This is a genomic window from Bradyrhizobium sp. Rc3b (assembly GCF_900114915.1).
Lineage (GTDB): Bacteria > Pseudomonadota > Alphaproteobacteria > Rhizobiales > Xanthobacteraceae > Bradyrhizobium.
In genome coordinates, this window is record NZ_FOUS01000011.1 from 1 (window position 1) to 16553 (window position 16553).

Annotated in this window: 21 protein-coding genes; 5 read left to right on the top strand and 16 right to left on the bottom strand. The window is 65.6% G+C overall.

What is annotated here, in order from left to right:
- Nucleotides 1-129: 129 nt before the first annotated feature.
- From tolA to mgtE, 4 genes are all read right to left on the bottom strand, one after another.
- Nucleotides 130-1095, bottom strand: a complete 966-nt coding sequence (gene tolA, locus BM190_RS24965; RefSeq protein WP_092259993.1) for a cell envelope integrity protein TolA — start codon at nt 1093-1095, stop codon at nt 130-132.
- 49 nt (nt 1096-1144) lie between these two features.
- Nucleotides 1145-1963, bottom strand: a complete 819-nt coding sequence (locus tag BM190_RS24970) for an aldo/keto reductase (RefSeq protein ID WP_092259995.1) — start codon at nt 1961-1963, stop codon at nt 1145-1147.
- Between the two features lie 170 nt (nt 1964-2133).
- Nucleotides 2134-2451, bottom strand: a complete 318-nt coding sequence (locus BM190_RS24975; RefSeq protein WP_038949950.1) for a helix-turn-helix domain-containing protein — start codon at nt 2449-2451, stop codon at nt 2134-2136.
- Nucleotides 2452-2613: 162 nt separating this feature from the next.
- Entirely contained in the window at nt 2614-4035 is a 1422-nt protein-coding gene (gene mgtE, locus BM190_RS24980) for a magnesium transporter (protein WP_018320588.1), read from the bottom strand.
- A gap of 82 nt (nt 4036-4117) precedes the next feature.
- Here mgtE and BM190_RS24985 point away from each other — a divergent pair, with 82 nt between their 5' ends.
- Nucleotides 4118-4924: a polysaccharide deacetylase family protein gene (locus BM190_RS24985; protein WP_092259997.1), complete on the top strand. Its 807-nt coding sequence runs from the start codon at nt 4118-4120 to the stop codon at nt 4922-4924.
- 179 nt (nt 4925-5103) lie between these two features.
- A complete protein-coding gene (locus BM190_RS24990; RefSeq protein ID WP_092259999.1) occupies nt 5104-6381 on the top strand; it encodes a polysaccharide deacetylase family protein in 1278 nt (425 codons plus the stop codon).
- A gap of 7 nt (nt 6382-6388) precedes the next feature.
- On the opposite strand, the gene BM190_RS24995 is transcribed toward BM190_RS24990, so the two are convergent.
- Nucleotides 6389-6763 (bottom strand): hypothetical protein, encoded by a 375-nt coding sequence (locus BM190_RS24995; RefSeq protein WP_018320591.1) that lies wholly within the window; start codon nt 6761-6763, stop codon nt 6389-6391.
- A gap of 272 nt (nt 6764-7035) precedes the next feature.
- Between BM190_RS24995 and BM190_RS40645 the strand changes: the two genes are divergently transcribed.
- Nucleotides 7036-7293, top strand: a complete 258-nt coding sequence (locus BM190_RS40645) for a hypothetical protein (RefSeq protein WP_018320592.1) — start codon at nt 7036-7038, stop codon at nt 7291-7293.
- Between the two features lie 31 nt (nt 7294-7324).
- Here BM190_RS40645 and BM190_RS25005 read toward each other — a convergent pair whose 3' ends face one another.
- Nucleotides 7325-8593, bottom strand: a complete 1269-nt coding sequence (locus BM190_RS25005) for an ABC transporter substrate-binding protein (RefSeq protein ID WP_244550728.1) — start codon at nt 8591-8593, stop codon at nt 7325-7327.
- An 86-nt stretch (nt 8594-8679) separates the two neighbouring features.
- Nucleotides 8680-9366: a DJ-1/PfpI family protein gene (locus BM190_RS25010; RefSeq protein ID WP_092260002.1), complete on the bottom strand. Its 687-nt coding sequence runs from the start codon at nt 9364-9366 to the stop codon at nt 8680-8682.
- A 91-nt stretch (nt 9367-9457) separates the two neighbouring features.
- Between BM190_RS25010 and BM190_RS25015 the strand changes: the two genes are divergently transcribed.
- Nucleotides 9458-10396 (top strand): GlxA family transcriptional regulator, encoded by a 939-nt coding sequence (locus BM190_RS25015; protein ID WP_028140546.1) that lies wholly within the window; start codon nt 9458-9460, stop codon nt 10394-10396.
- A gap of 17 nt (nt 10397-10413) precedes the next feature.
- Here BM190_RS25015 and BM190_RS25020 read toward each other — a convergent pair whose 3' ends face one another.
- The 7 genes from BM190_RS25020 to BM190_RS25050 form a co-directional block, all read right to left on the bottom strand.
- Entirely contained in the window at nt 10414-10596 is a 183-nt protein-coding gene (locus tag BM190_RS25020; RefSeq protein WP_018320596.1) for a hypothetical protein, read from the bottom strand.
- 12 nt (nt 10597-10608) lie between these two features.
- Nucleotides 10609-10938, bottom strand: a complete 330-nt coding sequence (locus tag BM190_RS25025; protein WP_092260383.1) for a four-helix bundle copper-binding protein — start codon at nt 10936-10938, stop codon at nt 10609-10611.
- A gap of 110 nt (nt 10939-11048) precedes the next feature.
- The gene (locus BM190_RS25030) at nt 11049-12023 is read right to left on the bottom strand and encodes a cation diffusion facilitator family transporter (RefSeq protein WP_092260004.1); all 975 of its coding nucleotides are present in this window, start codon (nt 12021-12023) and stop codon (nt 11049-11051) included.
- Nucleotides 12020-12919 (bottom strand): NAD(P)/FAD-dependent oxidoreductase, encoded by a 900-nt coding sequence (locus tag BM190_RS25035; RefSeq protein ID WP_092260006.1) that lies wholly within the window; start codon nt 12917-12919, stop codon nt 12020-12022. Before BM190_RS25035 ends, BM190_RS25030 begins: the two co-directional genes overlap by 4 nt.
- A complete protein-coding gene (locus BM190_RS25040; RefSeq protein ID WP_092260008.1) occupies nt 12916-13992 on the bottom strand; it encodes a flavodoxin family protein in 1077 nt (358 codons plus the stop codon). The genes BM190_RS25035 and BM190_RS25040 overlap by 4 nt, the downstream gene beginning before the upstream one ends.
- Before the next feature lie 64 nt (nt 13993-14056).
- On the bottom strand, nt 14057-14257 hold the full coding sequence (locus BM190_RS25045; protein ID WP_092260010.1) for a hypothetical protein: 201 nt from the start codon (nt 14255-14257) through the stop codon (nt 14057-14059).
- A gap of 2 nt (nt 14258-14259) precedes the next feature.
- Nucleotides 14260-14466 carry a hypothetical protein gene (locus tag BM190_RS25050; RefSeq protein WP_018320602.1) on the bottom strand — a complete coding sequence of 69 codons (207 nt, stop codon included), beginning with the start codon at nt 14464-14466 and terminating at the stop codon, nt 14260-14262.
- 255 nt (nt 14467-14721) lie between these two features.
- Between BM190_RS25050 and BM190_RS25055 the strand changes: the two genes are divergently transcribed.
- Nucleotides 14722-15006 carry a hypothetical protein gene (locus BM190_RS25055; protein ID WP_092260012.1) on the top strand — a complete coding sequence of 95 codons (285 nt, stop codon included), beginning with the start codon at nt 14722-14724 and terminating at the stop codon, nt 15004-15006.
- A 180-nt stretch (nt 15007-15186) separates the two neighbouring features.
- Here BM190_RS25055 and BM190_RS25060 read toward each other — a convergent pair whose 3' ends face one another.
- Together BM190_RS25060 and BM190_RS25065 are read right to left on the bottom strand one after the other, a co-directional pair.
- Nucleotides 15187-15387: a hypothetical protein gene (locus BM190_RS25060; protein ID WP_018320604.1), complete on the bottom strand. Its 201-nt coding sequence runs from the start codon at nt 15385-15387 to the stop codon at nt 15187-15189.
- 417 nt (nt 15388-15804) lie between these two features.
- Nucleotides 15805-16551, bottom strand: a complete 747-nt coding sequence (locus BM190_RS25065; RefSeq protein WP_092260014.1) for a Crp/Fnr family transcriptional regulator — start codon at nt 16549-16551, stop codon at nt 15805-15807.
- Nucleotides 16552-16553: the final 2 nt, after the last annotated feature.

Consider the following 16553-nt stretch of genomic DNA (forward strand, 5'->3'; position numbering starts at 1 on the left):
CGTAGCCCGGATGGAGCGCCAGCGTAATCCGGGACGGTGCGAGATGCCGGGCGAGCGGCCCCGGATTGCGCTTCCGCCGTCGCTCTTCGAGCTATGGCGGACAAGTCGCTTCATCCGGGCTACGCGAAGCTACGATCCGAAATCCCGTGGGCTGAACGGCAGGTCCATGATCTTCCATTCCCCGTACAGATTTGCCGGCAGCATCTTGTAAGGTTGGCAGTTCTGGAGCGCGCTCATGGCGGACTTCACGAGTGCCACCCCTTTTGCGGACGGCGGAGCCTCGATCAGGATCGGCTCGCGCGCCAGCGTGCCGTCGGTCGCGAACACCGTGCGCAGCTTGATGTGAACGGCGTCGGTCGGGCTGAGTCCGGCCGGCAATTTCGCACAGCTGCGCAAATGGCGACGAAGCGCGGCGATGACTTCAGCCGGCAACTTGGCTGCGATTGAATCCTTGGCATCGCCGCCATCGTCCTTGGGGGTGTCTTTCGGCAGTTCCGGCGGCAATTCCGGCGGCAGGCCCAGCATGACGCCGTACTTGACGGTGACGTCAGGTTGCGGAGCCTGATAGGCCGGCGGCGGTGCGGCCTCCGGCTGCTGCATCGCTTGCGGCGGCGGCTGCATCGGTGGCTGCGGCATCGCCTGGGACGGCGGTTGTTGCTGGGCTTGCGGCGGCGGCTGTTGCGACGGCTGTGGCTGTTGAGGCTGCGACTGCACGTTGGCCTCACGCTGCTTCGGCGCCGGCGAGGTTTGCGGCTGCTTCTGCTGCGGTTCAGGTGGCGTCTGCTGCGACGGTGCCGCGGCCTGCTGCTTGGCCGCGGGCTTGTCCGCCGCTTCGGACTTGTCGGTGAAATCGAGCTTCGGCAGTTTCAGATCGGGCGTCGGCTCCGGCGGCTTCTCCTTGGCCGCCTCCTTCGTCTCCTGCTCCTTGATCTCTTCCTTCACCTGCTCCGGCGTGACGATGTCGACGGTCACGGTCTCCGGCGGCTGGCTGCGAAACGGATGGACCTCGCTGATCACGATGATCAGCGCCACCAGCGTCAGATGCGCGATTGCTGACGCCGCAATGTCCGTCCGTATGATCTTCCGCAGTTCCATCGACCGATCTTGGGTTGCCGTCGCGGTCCTAGCATACCCCGGCCCCCTCTCAATCCCATTTCGGGGCGAAGCCGAAGTCGGTCAGGCGGCCCTTCGGATGGGCGAGTGCGGCGATCCGGCTCATCTCGTCCTCCGACAGCTCGAAATCGAAGATCTCGATGTTTTCAGACAGGCGTTCGATGCGCGAGGTGCGCGGGATCGCAGCGACATTCTGTTGCACCAGCCAGCGCAGGCAGACCTGCGCCGACGACTTGCGGTGGGCGCGTCCGATCTCGGCCAGCCTCTGGTCGGACTTGATGCGTCCCTTGGCGATCGGGCTGTAGGCGACGAGCGCAAGGTCATGCTGGTCGCAGGCCGCCCTCACCTTCGCCTGATCGAGATAAGGGTGGTATTCGACCTGGTTGCAGACCAGCGGCTCCGGCGAGAGCGCGACCGCCTGCTCGATCAGCGCCACCGTGAAATTGGAGACGCCGATGTGACGGGTCAGGCCCATGGTCTTCGCATGCGACAGCGCGCCGAGCGTCTCCACCAGCGGCACGTGCGAATTGGGCCAGTGCAGCAGCAACAGATCGACGCTAGGAAGCCGCAAGCGGGCCAGGCTCTCCTTGACCGAGCGCTCGAGATCGTGGGGCGCGAAATGGTTGGTCCAGACCTTGGTGGTGAGGAAGATGTCGTCGCGCCGCACGCCGGAGGCGCGCACGCCGTCGCCGACCTCGCGTTCGTTCTCGTAGACTTGCGCGGTGTCGATGTGGCGATAGCCGAGCCGCAGCGCCTGCTCGACCAGGCGCGCGGCAGGTCTTCCGCTCAGCTCCCAGGTCCCGAGCCCGATCGCCGGGATTTTTGCGCCATTGGCCTCGACGAACAGCATGAGGACTCCTCTTCCGTTGCGGCAGCCCCTGACGTCATCCGGTCTCATTATGGACCCGGCCCACGATGCTGCCAACGGAAGGCCGCGGCAGTCCAGCGGGTTATTTGGCGCAAATGCTAACGGGAGGTTCGCGTCAGGGCCCGGCAGCCCTCGGTGTCAGGGCTTTGGCGTCAGGCTTTGGCGAGCGCCTGGAACACGGTATCCGGGGCGTGCGCGATCACCGCGAGCAGCGCACGGGCCGGTCCCCGCGGCGCGCGCTTGCCCTGCTCCCAGTTGCGGATGGTCTCGACGGGAACGCCGAGCTTGGCGGCGAACTCCATCTGGGTCAGGCAGGCGCGGCGGCGCAAATCGCGCACTGCGAGTGGGTTGGCGTCGGCCGGCGCGGCATTGGCCGTGGGCTCGACCGGCGACGGCTGGACCGGAAATTCCTGTCCATCCCGCAACTCAACGACTCGTCCGTCCGCCTTCAGCCGCAACCGCATGCTCATTCCCCCAAGCGAGGCGATGATGCGGCAGGTCGCTTAAGTTCGGATTAAAGACAGGAGCCCGTAGCCCGGATGGAGCGCAGCGTAATCCGGGACCACTGTCGCTTGGGGCACCCCCGGATTGCGCTGCGCTCCATCCGGGCTACGAATTCCCGCTGCCCGCCCCTACCTCAACCCGAACCAGAGCGTCGCAATCCCGAGGAAGGAGAAGAAGCCGACCACGTCCGTCACCGTGGTGACGAAGGTGCCCGACGCCACCGCCGGGTCGGCCCTGACACGCTCCAGCGCCATCGGGATCAGGATGCCGCCAAGCGCGCCGGCGATGAGGTTGCACACCATCGCCAGCCCGATGACGATGCCGAGGCCTGGGATCTTGAACCAGGCCACCGCCGCAATCCCCGTGATCACGGCGAAGGCGAGCCCGTTGACGAGACCGACCAGCGCCTCGCGCATCACCACGCGCCAGGCGTTGGAAGAACCTAGCTCGCGCGTCGCCAGCGCCCGCACCGCCACCGTCATGGTCTGGGTGGCGGCATTGCCGCCCTGGCTCGCCACGATTGGCGCCAGCACGGCGAGCGCGACCATCTTCTCCAGCTGGCCCTCGAACAGGCCGAGCACGGAGGACGCCAGGAAGGCTGTCGCGAGATTGACCAGCAGCCAGTTGAACCGCGCGCGCGCAATCGTCAGGAAGGTATCCGATAGCTCTTCGTCGCTGGTGACGCCGCCGAGCGCCTTGAGGTCCTCGTCCGCCTCCTCCTCGATGACGTCGACGACGTCGTCGACGGTGATGACGCCGACCAGGCGGTCCTGGGTGTCGAGCACGGGAGCTGCGACGAGATTGTACTTGCCGAACATGCGCGCTACCTCTTCCTGGTCCTCCAGGACGGAGACGCGGCGGCGGTCCTCGTCGGTGAGCTCGGTGAGCGGCACCGGCCGGCGCGCGCGCAGCAGCACGTCGAGGGGGACTGCGCCCTGCCAGTGCTGGTCCTTGTCGACGACGTAGATCTCGTAGAAGCGGTCGGGCAGATCCGGCGTTTCGCGCATGTAGTCGATCGCCTGCCCCACGGTGAAATCCTGGGGCACCGCGATAAACTCGGTCTGCATCCGGCGGCCCGCGGAATTCTCGGGGTACAGCAGGCTGCGTTCGAGCGCGACGCGCTCCCTGAGCGGCAGCTTCTCGAGGATCTCCTCCTGCTCGGCCTGGTCGAGGGTCTCCAGCAGCTCGACGGCGTCGTCGGATTCGAGCTCGCGAACGCCCTCGGCGACGGTCTCCGGCGGCAGTTCTTCGAGGATCTCCTCGCGCACGCCCTCGTCGAGCTCGTTCAGCGCGGAGAAGTCGAAATCGCGCCCCGTCAGCTCGACCAGGCGGACGCGGTCGTCGGGCTCCAGAGCGCCGATGAGATCGCCGAGATCGGCCTCGTGCAGCTCGGCGACGCAGGCGCGCAGCGAGGCGCTGTCGCCGGCCTCGATCGCATGGGCGATTTCCTCGACGAATTCGTGCCTGATATCGCCGTCTTCATTGCGCATCGGCACGTGGTCGAGTACCGAATCCGCAGCGGATCGGGCAACGTCCATATGTTCATCCATGGCGCGCCTCGCCGTTTGACAGGTTGGAACGAATGGTCTGGGCTGACGGTCAGGCAATACCCACAAGGCAAAGCCGAGCGCAATGACAAAGATGCTTCGACAGCGGTGGACCGCGATGTCATCAGGCGCGGCCCTCGCTGCCCTGATCGGCATCGCCTCGACGGAAGCCGCCGAGTGCCCGCGCAAGGACGCGCTCGGCACCTCGCGCGTGCTGAGTGTCGATGCCAGGACCACGCCGCGCGTGGGCCTGAAGAGCTTTCCGCAGACGCTTGCGCTGGCCGATCACGAGGTCGTGCTGACCTTCGATGACGGGCCGAACCCGCCGACGACGTCGAAGGTGCTGGTAGCGCTGGCGCAGGAATGCGTGCGCGCGACCTTCTTCCTGATCGGCCTGCACGCCAGCCAGCATCCCGACATGGTCAAGCGCATCGCGCGCGAGGGCCACACCGTCGGCCACCACACCTTCTCGCATCCGTTCATGGCGCGGATCCCGTTCGACAAGGCCAAGGGCGAGATCGACCGCGGCGTCGCGGCCGTCGAGATGGCGCTGCACGGCAGCTCGACGGCGACGCCTTCGACGCCGTTCTTCCGCTTTCCCTATTTCCAGGGGACGCAAGCGCAGCTCGACCTGCTCCAGTCCCGCGGCGTCGTCGTGTTCGGCGCTGACCTCTGGGCCAGCGACTGGAACGAGATGACGCCGGAGCAAGAATTGAAGCTGGTCACGGAGCGGCTTGCCGCTAGCGGCAAGGGCATCGTCCTCTTCCACGACCCCAAGGCGCGCACCGCCGCGATCATGCCGGCCTTCCTGCGGTATCTGAGGGAGAACGGTTTTCGCGTGGTCCACATCGTGCCGGCCGGCCCGCCGCAGAAGAGCGCCGATGCGCGCTGATGCCGGAATGTCACGCCGGCGCAAAATGGGGTGATTTGGGCCCTATTAACACTCTGTTCATGATACCCCCTGCTAATGGACGGGGACTTTGTGACGGGTAAGGCTGCTGGCGCCTGAACCGTTTCCTGATGTCTCCGACCTACTATGGCGGCCATCGCACATGAGGGCAGACGGGGTTCATGATCGGAAGTAGCGTTGTCTTGCGGACGCGATCGTGGATCGTCCTTTGCCTCGGCGGATTCCTTGGATGTTCGACCATCGGATCGCCGGCGGCGCTTGCCGCCGACTGCCCGGGCCATCCCGACGCGCTCGGCACGTCCCGCACCCTGGTGGTCGATCCGCGCGAGCATCCGCTGATCGGCACCATGCAGTACCGCGAGACGCTGCCGCTCAAAGATCATGAGGTCGTCCTGACCTTCGACGACGGTCCGCTGCCGAAATATTCCAACCAGGTCCTCAAGATGCTCGACGACGAGTGCATCAAGGCGACCTTCTTCATCATCGGCAGCCAGGCCAAAGCGAATCCCGAAGGCGTGCGCAAGCTGGTGGCGGCGGGCCACACGGTCGGCACCCACAGCATGAACCATCCGCTGACCTTCGACCGGATGCCGATCGAGAAGGCCGAGGCCGAGATCAACGGCGGCATCGAGTGGACCTCGGCCGCGATGACCGACCCGTCCAAGCTGGCGCCGTTCTTCCGCATTCCCGGACTGATGCGCGCCGAAGGCGTCGAACACCATCTGATCTCGCGCGGCATCCAGGTGTGGAGCGCCGACTTCCCCGCCGACGACTGGCGCCATGTGTCGTCCGACCGCGTCTATCAGCTCGCGATCCAGCGGCTGGAGGCCAAGGGCAAGGGCATTTTGCTGCTGCACGACATCCAGGCCCGGACGGTCGCGGCGCTGCCAAAAATCATCCGCGACCTCAAGGCGCGCGGCTATCGCATCGTGCATGTTGTGCCGGCGACCGCCGAGCGGCCGGCGACGCCGACCACGCCGGTGGAATGGCTGCTGCATCCGCCGACCGAGACCGTGCCGATCGCGCGCTGGCCTTCCGTTCCGAGCTTCGTGTTCACGCAGACCAGGACGCTTCCGGCGCCCTCGCTCGCCGACCTCAATGCGCAGACCGAGCATCAGCCGCTGCTGCCGCGCCGAACCAAGGGTCAGATGGACGTCGCATCCGCCCTGCCCGTGCCCGGCCGCGCTCTGTTTGCGATCCCGGAAGGCTCGGTCGAGGTGCTGCTGTCGACGACATTGTCGCGGCGTGCCGCGACCCGGCTGGCAATGGCCGCCGAGACGCCGCATGCGGCCAGGGGCAAGGCCGCAAAGGGCAAGACGGCCAAGTCCCAGGCTCGGCACACCGCGCATGCGGCACCGGCCGCACCCAAGCCTGCCGCGCAGGCCAAGAGCGCCACGCCGCGCTCGACCCGCATCGCCAGCCTGAAGAAGCGCGCTTAATCCCTACCTACTGCCGCATGATGGCGGCGACGCAGAGCAGCACGATCAGCGCCAGGAAGAACAGGTCCATATAGGATTTGAGCTCGCCGTCGCGGCGCAGCCGGGCCACGTCGGCGACCACCTGCTTGCGCGCGTTCGTTCCCCCGGAGCCGTCATTGATCGGGCCCTGAAGCCTCCGCGTCTCGGCTTCCAGCTTCTCGATCTTCTGGAAGAAGTAGAACGCGCGGAGCGTCGAGACCGCGCGCATCGCGGCATAGATCAGCACCAGGATCGCCAGGATCGCCCGGTTCGGATACTTCTCCATGAAGTTCAGGCTGAAATAGACCACCGCCATGAACGCGAAGTTGGTGATGAAGCGGTAGACGAAGCTGAGAAAAACCATGCTGGCTCGAGCCTTGAGGGGTGCGCAGCCGGATCGTGCTGCGAATTCGGGATCGGGACCCAGACCGGGAGCTGGGTTGTGACGGCCCGTCTACGCCAACTTTGTTTCAACAAAGATACTGCAAGTCGCCGCCTTTTAGCCACACGCCGCCATAATGCAAGCCGGACGATGGCGGTCGGCCTACCCTGACGCAGCGCGCCCGCTACGGCTCAATGGCGATTTGACGGAAGTCGCGATAGACTGTGCGCTGCCGTCACATCTGGGATCTGCCGATGCCGAAGAAGGGAATCACCGGCCACGACGACTGGGTTCTGACCGAGGCTCTCGCGACCGCCCTGGTCGCGCTGGAGCAGCTCGAACCGAAGCACCAGCCGAACGCGCATATGGACGACCTCCGCAAGATGCTGGCGAACGGCAAGGAGCCGGCGGCGGTGAGCCTGCACCTCGCCCAGGCCAAATGCCGCCTGTTCCCCGACCTCGATCCGCTGGAGATCTACCGGGAATACGGCATCGGCGAGGAATATGGCTGAAGCGGCCGGCCGCCTGTCTTGACGAGAAGCGCTAGTTTCGTGACGTCTTGAGCAACGGGCATTCGCTGTCGCTCAGCGGCAGAAAGGCGTCCTCGGCAGGTATCTTCTCGACGACGTTGTAATAGTCCCAGGGCGTCTTCACGTCCGAGGGCTTCTTGACCTCGACGAGATAGAAATCATGCACCAGCTTGTTGTCGGCGCGCAGCCGCGCGCCGCGCGCGTAGAAATCGTCGACCGACATCGCGCGCATCTGCTCCAGAACAGCGTTCGTCTCGTCCGTTCCGGCCGCAGACGCGGCCTTCAGATATTGCGACACGGCGGAGTAGACGGCGGCCTGCGGCGCGGTCGGCATGGCGTTGTGAAGCTTGTAGAACCTCTGGGCGAACGCGCGCGTTTCCTCGTTGAGCGCCCAATACCAGGCGGTGACGGTCGTCAGCCCCTTGGCCGTTTCGGCCCCCATCGCGTGTACGTCGGTCAGGAACATCAGCTCGGCGACCGCCTTCTGCGGCCCCGCGTTCATTCCGAACTCGTTCCATTGCTTCATCGAGGTCACGAGCTGCTCGCCGGCATTGGCGAACGCAACCACCTTGGCCTTGGACGCCTGGGCCTGCAGCAGGAAGGAGCCGTAATCGGCATTTCCCAGCGGATGAAAGACCGCGCCGAGCGACTTGGCCCCTGCCGCCGCCAGCACGCGCTGGGACACCTCGACCATATTGCGTCCGAACGCGTAGTCGGACGCGATGAAGAACCAGCTGTCATAGCCTTGCGACACCAGCTTTCGGACCGAGCCGGCGACCAGATTGTAATTGTCGTGCAGCCACATCAGGCCGGTGCGCGAGCATTGCTTGCCGCCGATCTCGGTGGTGCCGACCGCCGAATAGATCACGATCCTGTTCTTGTCGCGCGCGATCGACTGGATGGCGAGCGCCACCGCGGAGTTTCCGACGTCGGCCACCATGTCGACGCCGTCCACGTCGAACCATTTGCGGACGATCTGGGCGCCGATATCCGGCTTGTTCTGATGGTCGGCGACGACGATCTCGGCCTTCAGCCCCGGCGTTGCGCGTTGAAAATCGTCCACGGCCATCCGCGCGGCGACGACGGAGCCGGGCCCGGCCAGATCCGACAACGGTCCGGCCTGGTCATTGATGATGCCGATCCTGACCACGCCACCGGAGAATTCGGCGGCCGCGCTCCGTTCGGCCAGCGCTGCCGGACTGAGCGCCAGGATGAGGCCGAAGGTCAAACGGCAAAGCCGGCTGCGCGACGATAGCAATTCTCCAACACGACAAGGCGCCATTGCCCCCTCCGCTTCAGCATCGCGACGGCATGTCGGCGATGATCGATATCCGGTCCCGACGGCGCTCGGCCGGTCGAATCTGCTCGCTATCCCTGCCGCTCGACGGCCTTCCTGACGAAGTCCAGCCGCCGCGCCTGCGCAGGCGCAACCCGTTCCTTCATGGCAGCGACGATCGCCGCCGGTGCCGTGTCCGGCGAGCCGGCCGCAAAGGGCGGTGCGGGATTGTACTCCATGCGCAGCTGGATCATCTCCGCAGCGGCCTGGCCTCGCAACATCGACACCAGGGTGAGCGCGAAGTCGATGCCGGCGGTGATGCCGCCGCCCGTCATGCGATTACGGTCGGTGCAGACCCTCTCCTGCGACAGCTCGGCTCCGAACAGCGGCAATGCATCCCTCGCCGTCCAGTGCGTGGCCGCGCGATATCCCTTCAACAGACCGGCGGCGCCGAGCACGAGCGAGCCGGTGCAGACCGACGTCACGTATTGCGCGCCCCTCTCCTGCTGTCGCAGAAAAGCGAGAACGTCCTCGTCCAGCATCAGCTCGTCGGTGCCGTAGCCGCCCGGAACGCAGATCACGTCGAGCTGCGGGCAATCGGCGAAGGTGACCGTCGGCGTCAGCGCGATGACGGAATCGCTCGGCACCGGCTCGATGCGTTTCCAGACCAGATGCACGGTCACGTCAGGCAGGCTGGAGAAGACCTGGGCGGGACCGGTGAGATCGAGCTGGGTGACGCGCGGAAAAACCAGAAGACCGATCTGCAACGGGCCCGACATGTCCAACCTCGACAACGTGCTTGACGGTTGCAGCCTGCCATGTTGGCCTTGCGGTCGAAATGGCTTAATTCCCTCAATTCTGGACACGCCCATGATCGGCTTCCTGATCTTTCCCGAATTCCAGTTGCTGGATGCGGCCGGTCCGATCTCGGTGTTCGAGATCGCCAGGCGTCACACGCCGAATGCGCCGCGCGTGATCACCGTCGCAACGAAAGCGGGCGCCGTGCGCAGCTCGTCGGGCATCGAGATGCTGGCGCGCAATCTGCGATCGGCAAGCTCGGTCACGACGCTGTTCGTCGCCGGTGGAGAGGGCGTGGAGGCCGCGGCGCGCTGCAAGACGACCATCGCCTTCATCCAGCGACTGGCGAGCCGCGGCGTGCGCATCGCCAGCGTTTGCAACGGCGCCTATCTTCTGGCGCAGGCGGGACTGCTGGACGGGCGCTGCGCGACCACGCACTGGTCTTGCACCCGCGACTTCATCGGACGCTACCCGAAGGTGCGACTCGAGCCGGACCAGATCTTCATCCGCGACGATCGGGTGTGGACGTCGGCCGGCATCACGGCCGGGATCGATCTCGCGCTCGCCATGATCGCGCAGGACCATGGCGAGGAGGTCTCGCAGGCGACCGCGCGGCAGCTGGTGCTCTATCATCGCCGCAGCGGCGGACAATCGCAGTTCTCGAGCTTGCTCGAGCTCAAGACGCCGAACGGCCGCTTCGGCAGCCTGTTGTCATGGGTGCGCGAGAATCTGGATGCGCATCTCACGGTCGAGGCGCTGGCCGAACGCGCCGGATTGAGCGCCCGACATTTCGTCCGCTCCTTCACTGCCGAGACCGGATCCACGCCGACCAAGGCGGTCGAGCGCCTGCGGGTCGAGGTGGCGCGCGAGCGCGTGCAGTCCTCCGGAGAGGCCATCGAGCGCGTCGCCCAATCCACCGGCTTTCGCGACCCCGAGCGGATGCGCAGGGCCTTCATCCGCGCATTCGGTCAGCCGCCGCAGTCGCTGCGACGCGCGGCGCGAAGCGCATGAGAAGCGGCCGGTCGACCTCAAGGCCCGCCGGCGACTGATCCCGCGATCACCATGACGAGGGCGCCAAGGTCGATCCTGCCGTTGACGGTCAGCTCCTCCGAGCTCTTCACCTCGCCCTGCACCTTGAGCGATTGCGGCCGGTCGGCGGCCTGCCGCTGCAGCTCGCCGATGATGGCGTCCTTGAGTTTCTCTTCCAGCATGGGCTTCGTCCTTCAGGCTGCCATCGCGCGGCAGGATTGTGCACAGGAGCGGCACGCCGAGACGCATTCGTCCATGCCGCCGACCCGCTCGCAATCGGCGGCGCATTCGGTGCAGATCTCGGCGCATTCGCCGCAGGTATGCCGGTGGTGCGGCGTGTTGATCAGCATGAAATGCGCAGCCGTCCGGCACATTTCGGCGCAGGCCATCATCAGGCGGAAGTGTTTCGGCTCGACGTGCTTGCCGCCGGTCTCGAGGCAATGGTTCATCGCCGTGCCGAGGCAGGTCTGGTAGCAGCTCATGCAGAGCGAGATGCAGCGGGTCATGTCTTCTGATTGAGCCATCCGGTTCTCTCCGTTGCGCATCGGTATCCCCCGCTCCACCAAGGCAAGGCAACGCACTTCGTTCCTGGTTCCGGCCGATTGTGACGTCCGCGGAACCGTCCGATGCAGCGCTAGCCGAAGCGCCTCTCGCGCAGCGCGCGGTAGCGGACATTGGTCTGCGGCTTGATGAACAGCGCCTTCACGCCCGGATGCCGCTTGCGGGTCTCCGCCTCGATCGCAATGACACATTGCTCGATGTCGTCCGCGCGCTTGTCATCCGCAAACTCGACGCTCAGGGCGGCGACGATCTCAGCCGGCGACAGCTGTACCGTCAGAAGGCCGTTGGCCCTGAGCACGCCGGGCGAGCGCCGTGCGATATCCAGAACGGACCGCGCCAGCTCCGGATCGGCAGGCTCGCCGATCAGCAGGCTCTTGCTCTCGCGCGCGAGGCCGACGGACGTGACCGCCAGCAATATGCCGATCAGGATCGAGCCGATGCCGTCCCAGACCGGCTGCTCCAGCCATACGGCAGCCGCTGTGGCCGCGGCAGCGATGGCGATGCCGACCAGCGCCGCGCTGTCCTCGAGCAGCACCATGAATGCCGGCGGATCCTTGCTGCGAACGAACGCCTGGTAGTATCCGAAGCGCTGGCCATCGGCGCTGAAGTGCCGCAGGGCGACCAGCCAGGAGGCGCCTTCGAACAGAAACGACAGGCCGAGCACCACGAAGCTGACCATGGGATCTTCGATCTGCTCGGGTGCGGCGACGTGCAGAATGCCCTGATACAGCGAGACACCGGCGCCCAGCGCGAAGATGAGCAGTGCAACGATGAAGCTCCAGAAATACAGCTCGCGCCCATAGCCAAGCGGGTGGCATTCGTCGGGCGGACGGCTCGCGCGCCGGTAGCCGTAGAGCAGCAGGATCTCGTTGGTGGTGTCGACGAGCGAATGCACGGCCTCGCTCGTCATCGCCGAGCTTCCCGTCCACGCAGCGGCGCCGATCTTGGTGACCGCGACGAGGACATTGCCGAGCAGCGCCGCGTAAACAGAGGTCTTCGTCGAAGATCCCCCCGCGACGTCTTCGATGTCTGGTGCCGCGCTCCTCATGCCAGGCGCCGCGGCAGGCTGTGGTGGATCGTGCAGGCGGCAACCGCGGCGTGGCCGAATGCGACCGAGATCTGGTGCAGGTCGGTGACGACGTCGCCGATGCCGTAAAGGCCGTCAACCGAGGTACGCTGATGGTCGTCGACCTTCAGATAACCCTCCCCGGTATGATCGGCGTCCAGCGAGACCGCGAGCTGCGAACGCACCTCGGCCCCCATCGCCGGATAGACCGTGTCGAATTGCATCGTCCGGCCATCGACGAAAACGGCCTCGAGACCCCCCACCCTTCGCCGCAAGCGCAGGTCGGGCGCGAACACGATGTCGACGCCGGCCTCGACCAGCTCCGATGTCACGCTCTCCTCGTCGTCCTGTCCGGTCGCGAGCAGCGTCACCTCGCGCGAGTAGCTGCGCAGGAACAGTGCCTTGCCGGCGGCCCGGCCAAGCGGGCCGACGACGCCGATGCGGCGGCCGATCACCTCGAAGGCGTCGCAGACGGGACAATAGCGCAGCAGCCCGTCCGCGACCGCGGCGCGCCATTGCTCGAATGGCGGATGGCTGTCGACGATGCCGCTGGCGAGGATGACGGTGGTGGCCTCGAGCGCGCCGCCGTTCCAGATCGCCTGAAAGCCGTCGTCGCGCCGCTGCAAGGCGGTAACCTCGGCTTCCACGCGCTCGACGGCGAGCTCGCCCAACTGCGCCGACATGCGCGCGATCAGGTCCGCGCCTGATAGTCCGTGGACGAAGCCGGGAACGTTGTGGCTGCGCGGGATCAGCGCGGCCCGGCTCGCGCCAAGGTCCACAACACAGACGCTGCGGCGGAAGCGTGCCAGATAGATCGCGGCCATCAGCCCGGCAGGGCCGCCGCCGACGACCAGGCAATCGAACCGCGCGCCGGTCATTTGGGATTCGGATCCGCAAGACCGGCGCCAGGCTCCTGCAGCTGCCCACTCCGCGCCAGCCGGACGGCATTGCCGAGCGCGCGCGCCGCGTTCTGCACCTCCTGCTGGAATTCCCCGTCGTCGTCGAGCTCGCGATGCGAGGTGGCATATGGCTCCATGTAGCCGACATAGCCGTCGAGCTCGGCAAAGCGCCCCGCCGAGATCAGCTGCATGTCGGTCAGCCAGTCCGACAAAGCGCGGCGCACGCCCTCGGCACCGACGGCGTCGCCATGAACGACCACGCCGAAATGACGGCCGGCGAGATGGCGCGGATAGGGCCAGCCCTTCAGCTCCATCGCCTTGGCCTCATCGGCCTTCTTGCCATGCGTCGAGGTCGGATCGGGATTGCCGCCGTCGGCGCAGACCATGCGGTCCATCATTGCCTTCAGCCCGGACGGCACGTGGTACCAATTCACCGGCGTCACGATCAGGATGCCGTGGGCCGCGACCCATAGCGGATAGATCTCGTTCATCCAGTCGCCGGTCTGCCCCAGCGAATAGTTCGGATAGCAGCTGCACGGCCAGTGACAGAGCGGCATGGCCGTGCCGACGCAGGATTTGCAGGGATGAATATTCTTGCCGAATTCCGAGGCGAGGCGCGACAGATCGAGAATGTCGACAGCAAACCCCATATCGACGAAAACAGGTTCGGCCAACTTGACCAGACGCCAGGTCTTGGACATCTCGCCGGGACAGGTGTGCTCGCTCCGGGCCGAGCCATTAATGATGAGAATGCGCGGCGTCTCCTGCGCATCGTCATGCCGGCGCTGCGCCGCCAGGATCTTCGCGCGCGCGTCGAGCCAGTCGATAGCAATGTCGTAATCGGGGTCGGAGAAACCCGCGCCCGCCTTCCGCGTCAACGGCGCCTTGCGCGAATGGCTATAGGCGTCCCAAGCGGCGCCGACCACGGCATCGAGCTCGCGCTGCAGTGGGGCAAAGGCGGGATCGATGAACTGACGCTTGTAGCGCCGTTCGAACTCCTCGCGCGACAGCTTGACGGGCGGCATCCCCTTGCGAATTTCGGCATCCGTCATGTTGGCTCCCGGCGAAGGCGGTATCATCCGACCAACCCGGGGGGCAGCAACCGGTTCCTTGCCGCTACTGGCGCGCCACGTCCTGCGGCGTATCGAATTTCGCGATACGCTGGTCCAGCCGCCACAGCTCGATGCGATGGGCCAGCACGAGCGAGGCGGCCTCGCGCTTGGCCTGCTCGTCATTATCGCAGACGAGATTGATGCATCCGAACACATGCCCGTCCGGATCGATCTGGAACGCGCGGTAATGCTTGAAGTTGCGCATCGTCATTCTCCTCGTCTCGTGCAGACCGGTGCGCTCAGCCAGTCCGTCAGGTTCGAGGTCACGTCGTTCTGCTTGGCGCGCTGCAGCAGCAGCTCGCGCTCCCTGCCAGGCGGCAGGCTGAGTGCGCGCTCGCGGGCGTTTTCGGCAAATGCGGCCAATCGCTCCTGGAGCGATTGGGTCTGTTTCCTGCGGTTGCGTTTGGCGGTCATTGTTGTTCACGGTGATTTCGGTTGGACGGAAATCGGCGCCGGCGGGGGCCGCCGGGGTCGAGGTTCTCTTGTCATTCAGCTTCCGTCGCAAAGGCGGGTTCCGGCATTTCAAAAAGTTAAAGCTGCGCGATTTTGCGCGAGGACGGCCGCACGTCATCGTCCCTCGTGCTCGCGTGCCGTTCGTCACGATAATCGACTGCGCCGGAACCGAATTGCTGATTCGCATGTTCAAGAACGACTTGAAGGAGAAACATCATGGCGAAGACAGCATGGAAACGGCCGGGCTCCCCGATCGGCCGCAAGGGGCCACGCAAGGCCAATCCCGCGTACAAGCGCCGCGCGCGTCAGCCGTGGACGCCTGCGGATGTGAGCAAGCTGAAGCAGCTCGCGAAGGGAAACACGCCGACGGGCGTGATGAGCATCAAGTTGCAGCGCCCGGTCGCGGCCATTCGCAGCAAGGCGCAGCGCGAAGGGATTTCGCTGCGTCCGGCCAACCGCTCACCCTACAACCGGCGAACCAAAGCCGCGAAGCGGCGTTGACGGAAGGCACCGCCGGGTGACAACCGGACACAACGGGGACGATGGACGTGGCGCTCATTTTTCCGGTTTCTGCCCACGACATCAGCGCATCGGTACGCGCCGACATCTAACCCGTTCCCGGCGCGTGCCGCCTGAACTGCTGCACGCTTCGCTCCGTTCACACGCCAGGCCAAGCCGGCGTCAAACCGGCGGCTGCAAGCCCGGCGAGCGCAGCCACTCGCTCATCTGGGACCCGGTCTCCGCTTGGCGCGCCTTACGCAACATCTCGTCGCGCGCCGCTCCGGGCGGAAGCGACTTGGCTTCTTCGCGCAGCCGCTCCGCTTCGGCGGTCAGACGCATCTCCAACAGATCCGTTTGCTTCACTCGACGCCGCGTCAACATGGGCGTTCTCCCTGATCACTGGGTCGTCGGAGCGCTCCGTTGCGTTCTTACCGATTGAGGTCATTGCGCATAGCGATGGTTCTAGAACGTTCCAGAACCACAGCGGTTGCAGACCAGGCGCATCCCATGGTCGCGGCATAACCTAGGTTAAATTAGTCGGTGACAAAATTTGCTAATCTGGGGAACATCGAGTGACCGGCTTGGATTGGCGTAAATGGACGACTATCGCCGACTGCAGAAAATCTGCGAGAGCCAGGCCGCTCTCAGCTCCTCCCCCGCAACGCGGACTGCGCTGCTGGAAATGGCGGAGGAGTATCGCAAGCGAGCCGAATGCACGGCACTTCAGGGGGGGGGGGGGCGAGCCGGCCAATCCCGGACGCACCGAAGGTCTCGGCTAGCCGGCTGTCCCGGCCTCGATCAATCGGGCCGATAGAGCTGCAGGTAGTTCGGCGAGAACAACGCCGCGTCCTTGAGCGCGTCGAGATCGTTGATGGTCAGCGTGCGGTCGCGCAGCACGATCAGACCGGTCGCACGCAGCTCCTGCACCGTCCGGTTAAGATGCACCACCGACAACCCGGTGGCGTCGGCGAGATCCATCTGCGTGACCGGCATGACGCAGGAATTGCCGTCGACCATCCCGACGGGACGAAGCCGTTCGAATATCTCGCAGAACAGATGCGCCACGCGCTCCAAGGCGGTGCGGCGACCGAGGTTAATGGCCCATTCGCGCTGGATGGCGTTGTTGACGAGGGTCTCGCACCAGAACGCCTCGGCGAGCGAGCGATCGCTCATCGTCAGACTTTCGAAACGTGCGCGCTTGATCTCGGCGTAGACCACCGGCGTCATTGTCGCGATGGAATGGTCCATCACGGGGAGCAAGAACGCGTGCGCGTCACAGCTCTCGCCCGGAAAGATGAAATTGACGATCTGGCGCCGGCCGTCCTCGAGCGTCTTGTAGCGGCAGAGCCAGCCTGATAGCACCACACGGACGCTGTCAACGGGATCGCCCTCCGAGATCAAGTCTTCACTCGCCCCGGCGCGCACGAGACCTTCGAGCAACGCATATTCAAGCGACGCACGGGCCTCCGACGACAACGGCCGCATCACGTTCAGCCGGCGAATGACCAGCTCCACCAGGCTGCGATCGGAGGTCGACAAGGACATCA

What these genes read in the sequence shown, in the direction of transcription:
- tolA (WP_092259993.1), bottom strand. Translation starts at nt 1,095, where the DNA reads ATGGAACTGCGGAAGATCATACGGACGGACATTGCGGCGTCAGCAATC.
- BM190_RS24970 (WP_092259995.1), bottom strand. Translation starts at nt 1,963, where the DNA reads ATGCTGTTCGTCGAGGCCAATGGCGCAAAAATCCCGGCGATCGGGCTC.
- BM190_RS24975 (WP_038949950.1), bottom strand. Translation starts at nt 2,451, where the DNA reads ATGAGCATGCGGTTGCGGCTGAAGGCGGACGGACGAGTCGTTGAGTTG.
- mgtE (WP_018320588.1), bottom strand. Translation starts at nt 4,035, where the DNA reads ATGGATGAACATATGGACGTTGCCCGATCCGCTGCGGATTCGGTACTC.
- BM190_RS24985 (WP_092259997.1), top strand. Translation starts at nt 4,118, where the DNA reads ATGACAAAGATGCTTCGACAGCGGTGGACCGCGATGTCATCAGGCGCG.
- BM190_RS24990 (WP_092259999.1), top strand. Translation starts at nt 5,104, where the DNA reads ATGATCGGAAGTAGCGTTGTCTTGCGGACGCGATCGTGGATCGTCCTT.
- BM190_RS24995 (WP_018320591.1), bottom strand. Translation starts at nt 6,763, where the DNA reads ATGGTTTTTCTCAGCTTCGTCTACCGCTTCATCACCAACTTCGCGTTC.
- BM190_RS40645 (WP_018320592.1), top strand. Translation starts at nt 7,036, where the DNA reads ATGCCGAAGAAGGGAATCACCGGCCACGACGACTGGGTTCTGACCGAG.
- BM190_RS25005 (WP_244550728.1), bottom strand. Translation starts at nt 8,593, where the DNA reads ATGGCGCCTTGTCGTGTTGGAGAATTGCTATCGTCGCGCAGCCGGCTT.
- BM190_RS25010 (WP_092260002.1), bottom strand. Translation starts at nt 9,366, where the DNA reads ATGTCGGGCCCGTTGCAGATCGGTCTTCTGGTTTTTCCGCGCGTCACC.
- BM190_RS25015 (WP_028140546.1), top strand. Translation starts at nt 9,458, where the DNA reads ATGATCGGCTTCCTGATCTTTCCCGAATTCCAGTTGCTGGATGCGGCC.
- BM190_RS25020 (WP_018320596.1), bottom strand. Translation starts at nt 10,596, where the DNA reads ATGCTGGAAGAGAAACTCAAGGACGCCATCATCGGCGAGCTGCAGCGG.
- BM190_RS25025 (WP_092260383.1), bottom strand. Translation starts at nt 10,938, where the DNA reads ATGGCTCAATCAGAAGACATGACCCGCTGCATCTCGCTCTGCATGAGC.
- BM190_RS25030 (WP_092260004.1), bottom strand. Translation starts at nt 12,023, where the DNA reads ATGAGGAGCGCGGCACCAGACATCGAAGACGTCGCGGGGGGATCTTCG.
- BM190_RS25035 (WP_092260006.1), bottom strand. Translation starts at nt 12,919, where the DNA reads ATGACCGGCGCGCGGTTCGATTGCCTGGTCGTCGGCGGCGGCCCTGCC.
- BM190_RS25040 (WP_092260008.1), bottom strand. Translation starts at nt 13,992, where the DNA reads ATGACGGATGCCGAAATTCGCAAGGGGATGCCGCCCGTCAAGCTGTCG.
- BM190_RS25045 (WP_092260010.1), bottom strand. Translation starts at nt 14,257, where the DNA reads ATGCGCAACTTCAAGCATTACCGCGCGTTCCAGATCGATCCGGACGGG.
- BM190_RS25050 (WP_018320602.1), bottom strand. Translation starts at nt 14,466, where the DNA reads ATGACCGCCAAACGCAACCGCAGGAAACAGACCCAATCGCTCCAGGAG.
- BM190_RS25055 (WP_092260012.1), top strand. Translation starts at nt 14,722, where the DNA reads ATGGCGAAGACAGCATGGAAACGGCCGGGCTCCCCGATCGGCCGCAAG.
- BM190_RS25060 (WP_018320604.1), bottom strand. Translation starts at nt 15,387, where the DNA reads ATGTTGACGCGGCGTCGAGTGAAGCAAACGGATCTGTTGGAGATGCGT.
- BM190_RS25065 (WP_092260014.1), bottom strand. Translation starts at nt 16,551, where the DNA reads ATGTCCTTGTCGACCTCCGATCGCAGCCTGGTGGAGCTGGTCATTCGC.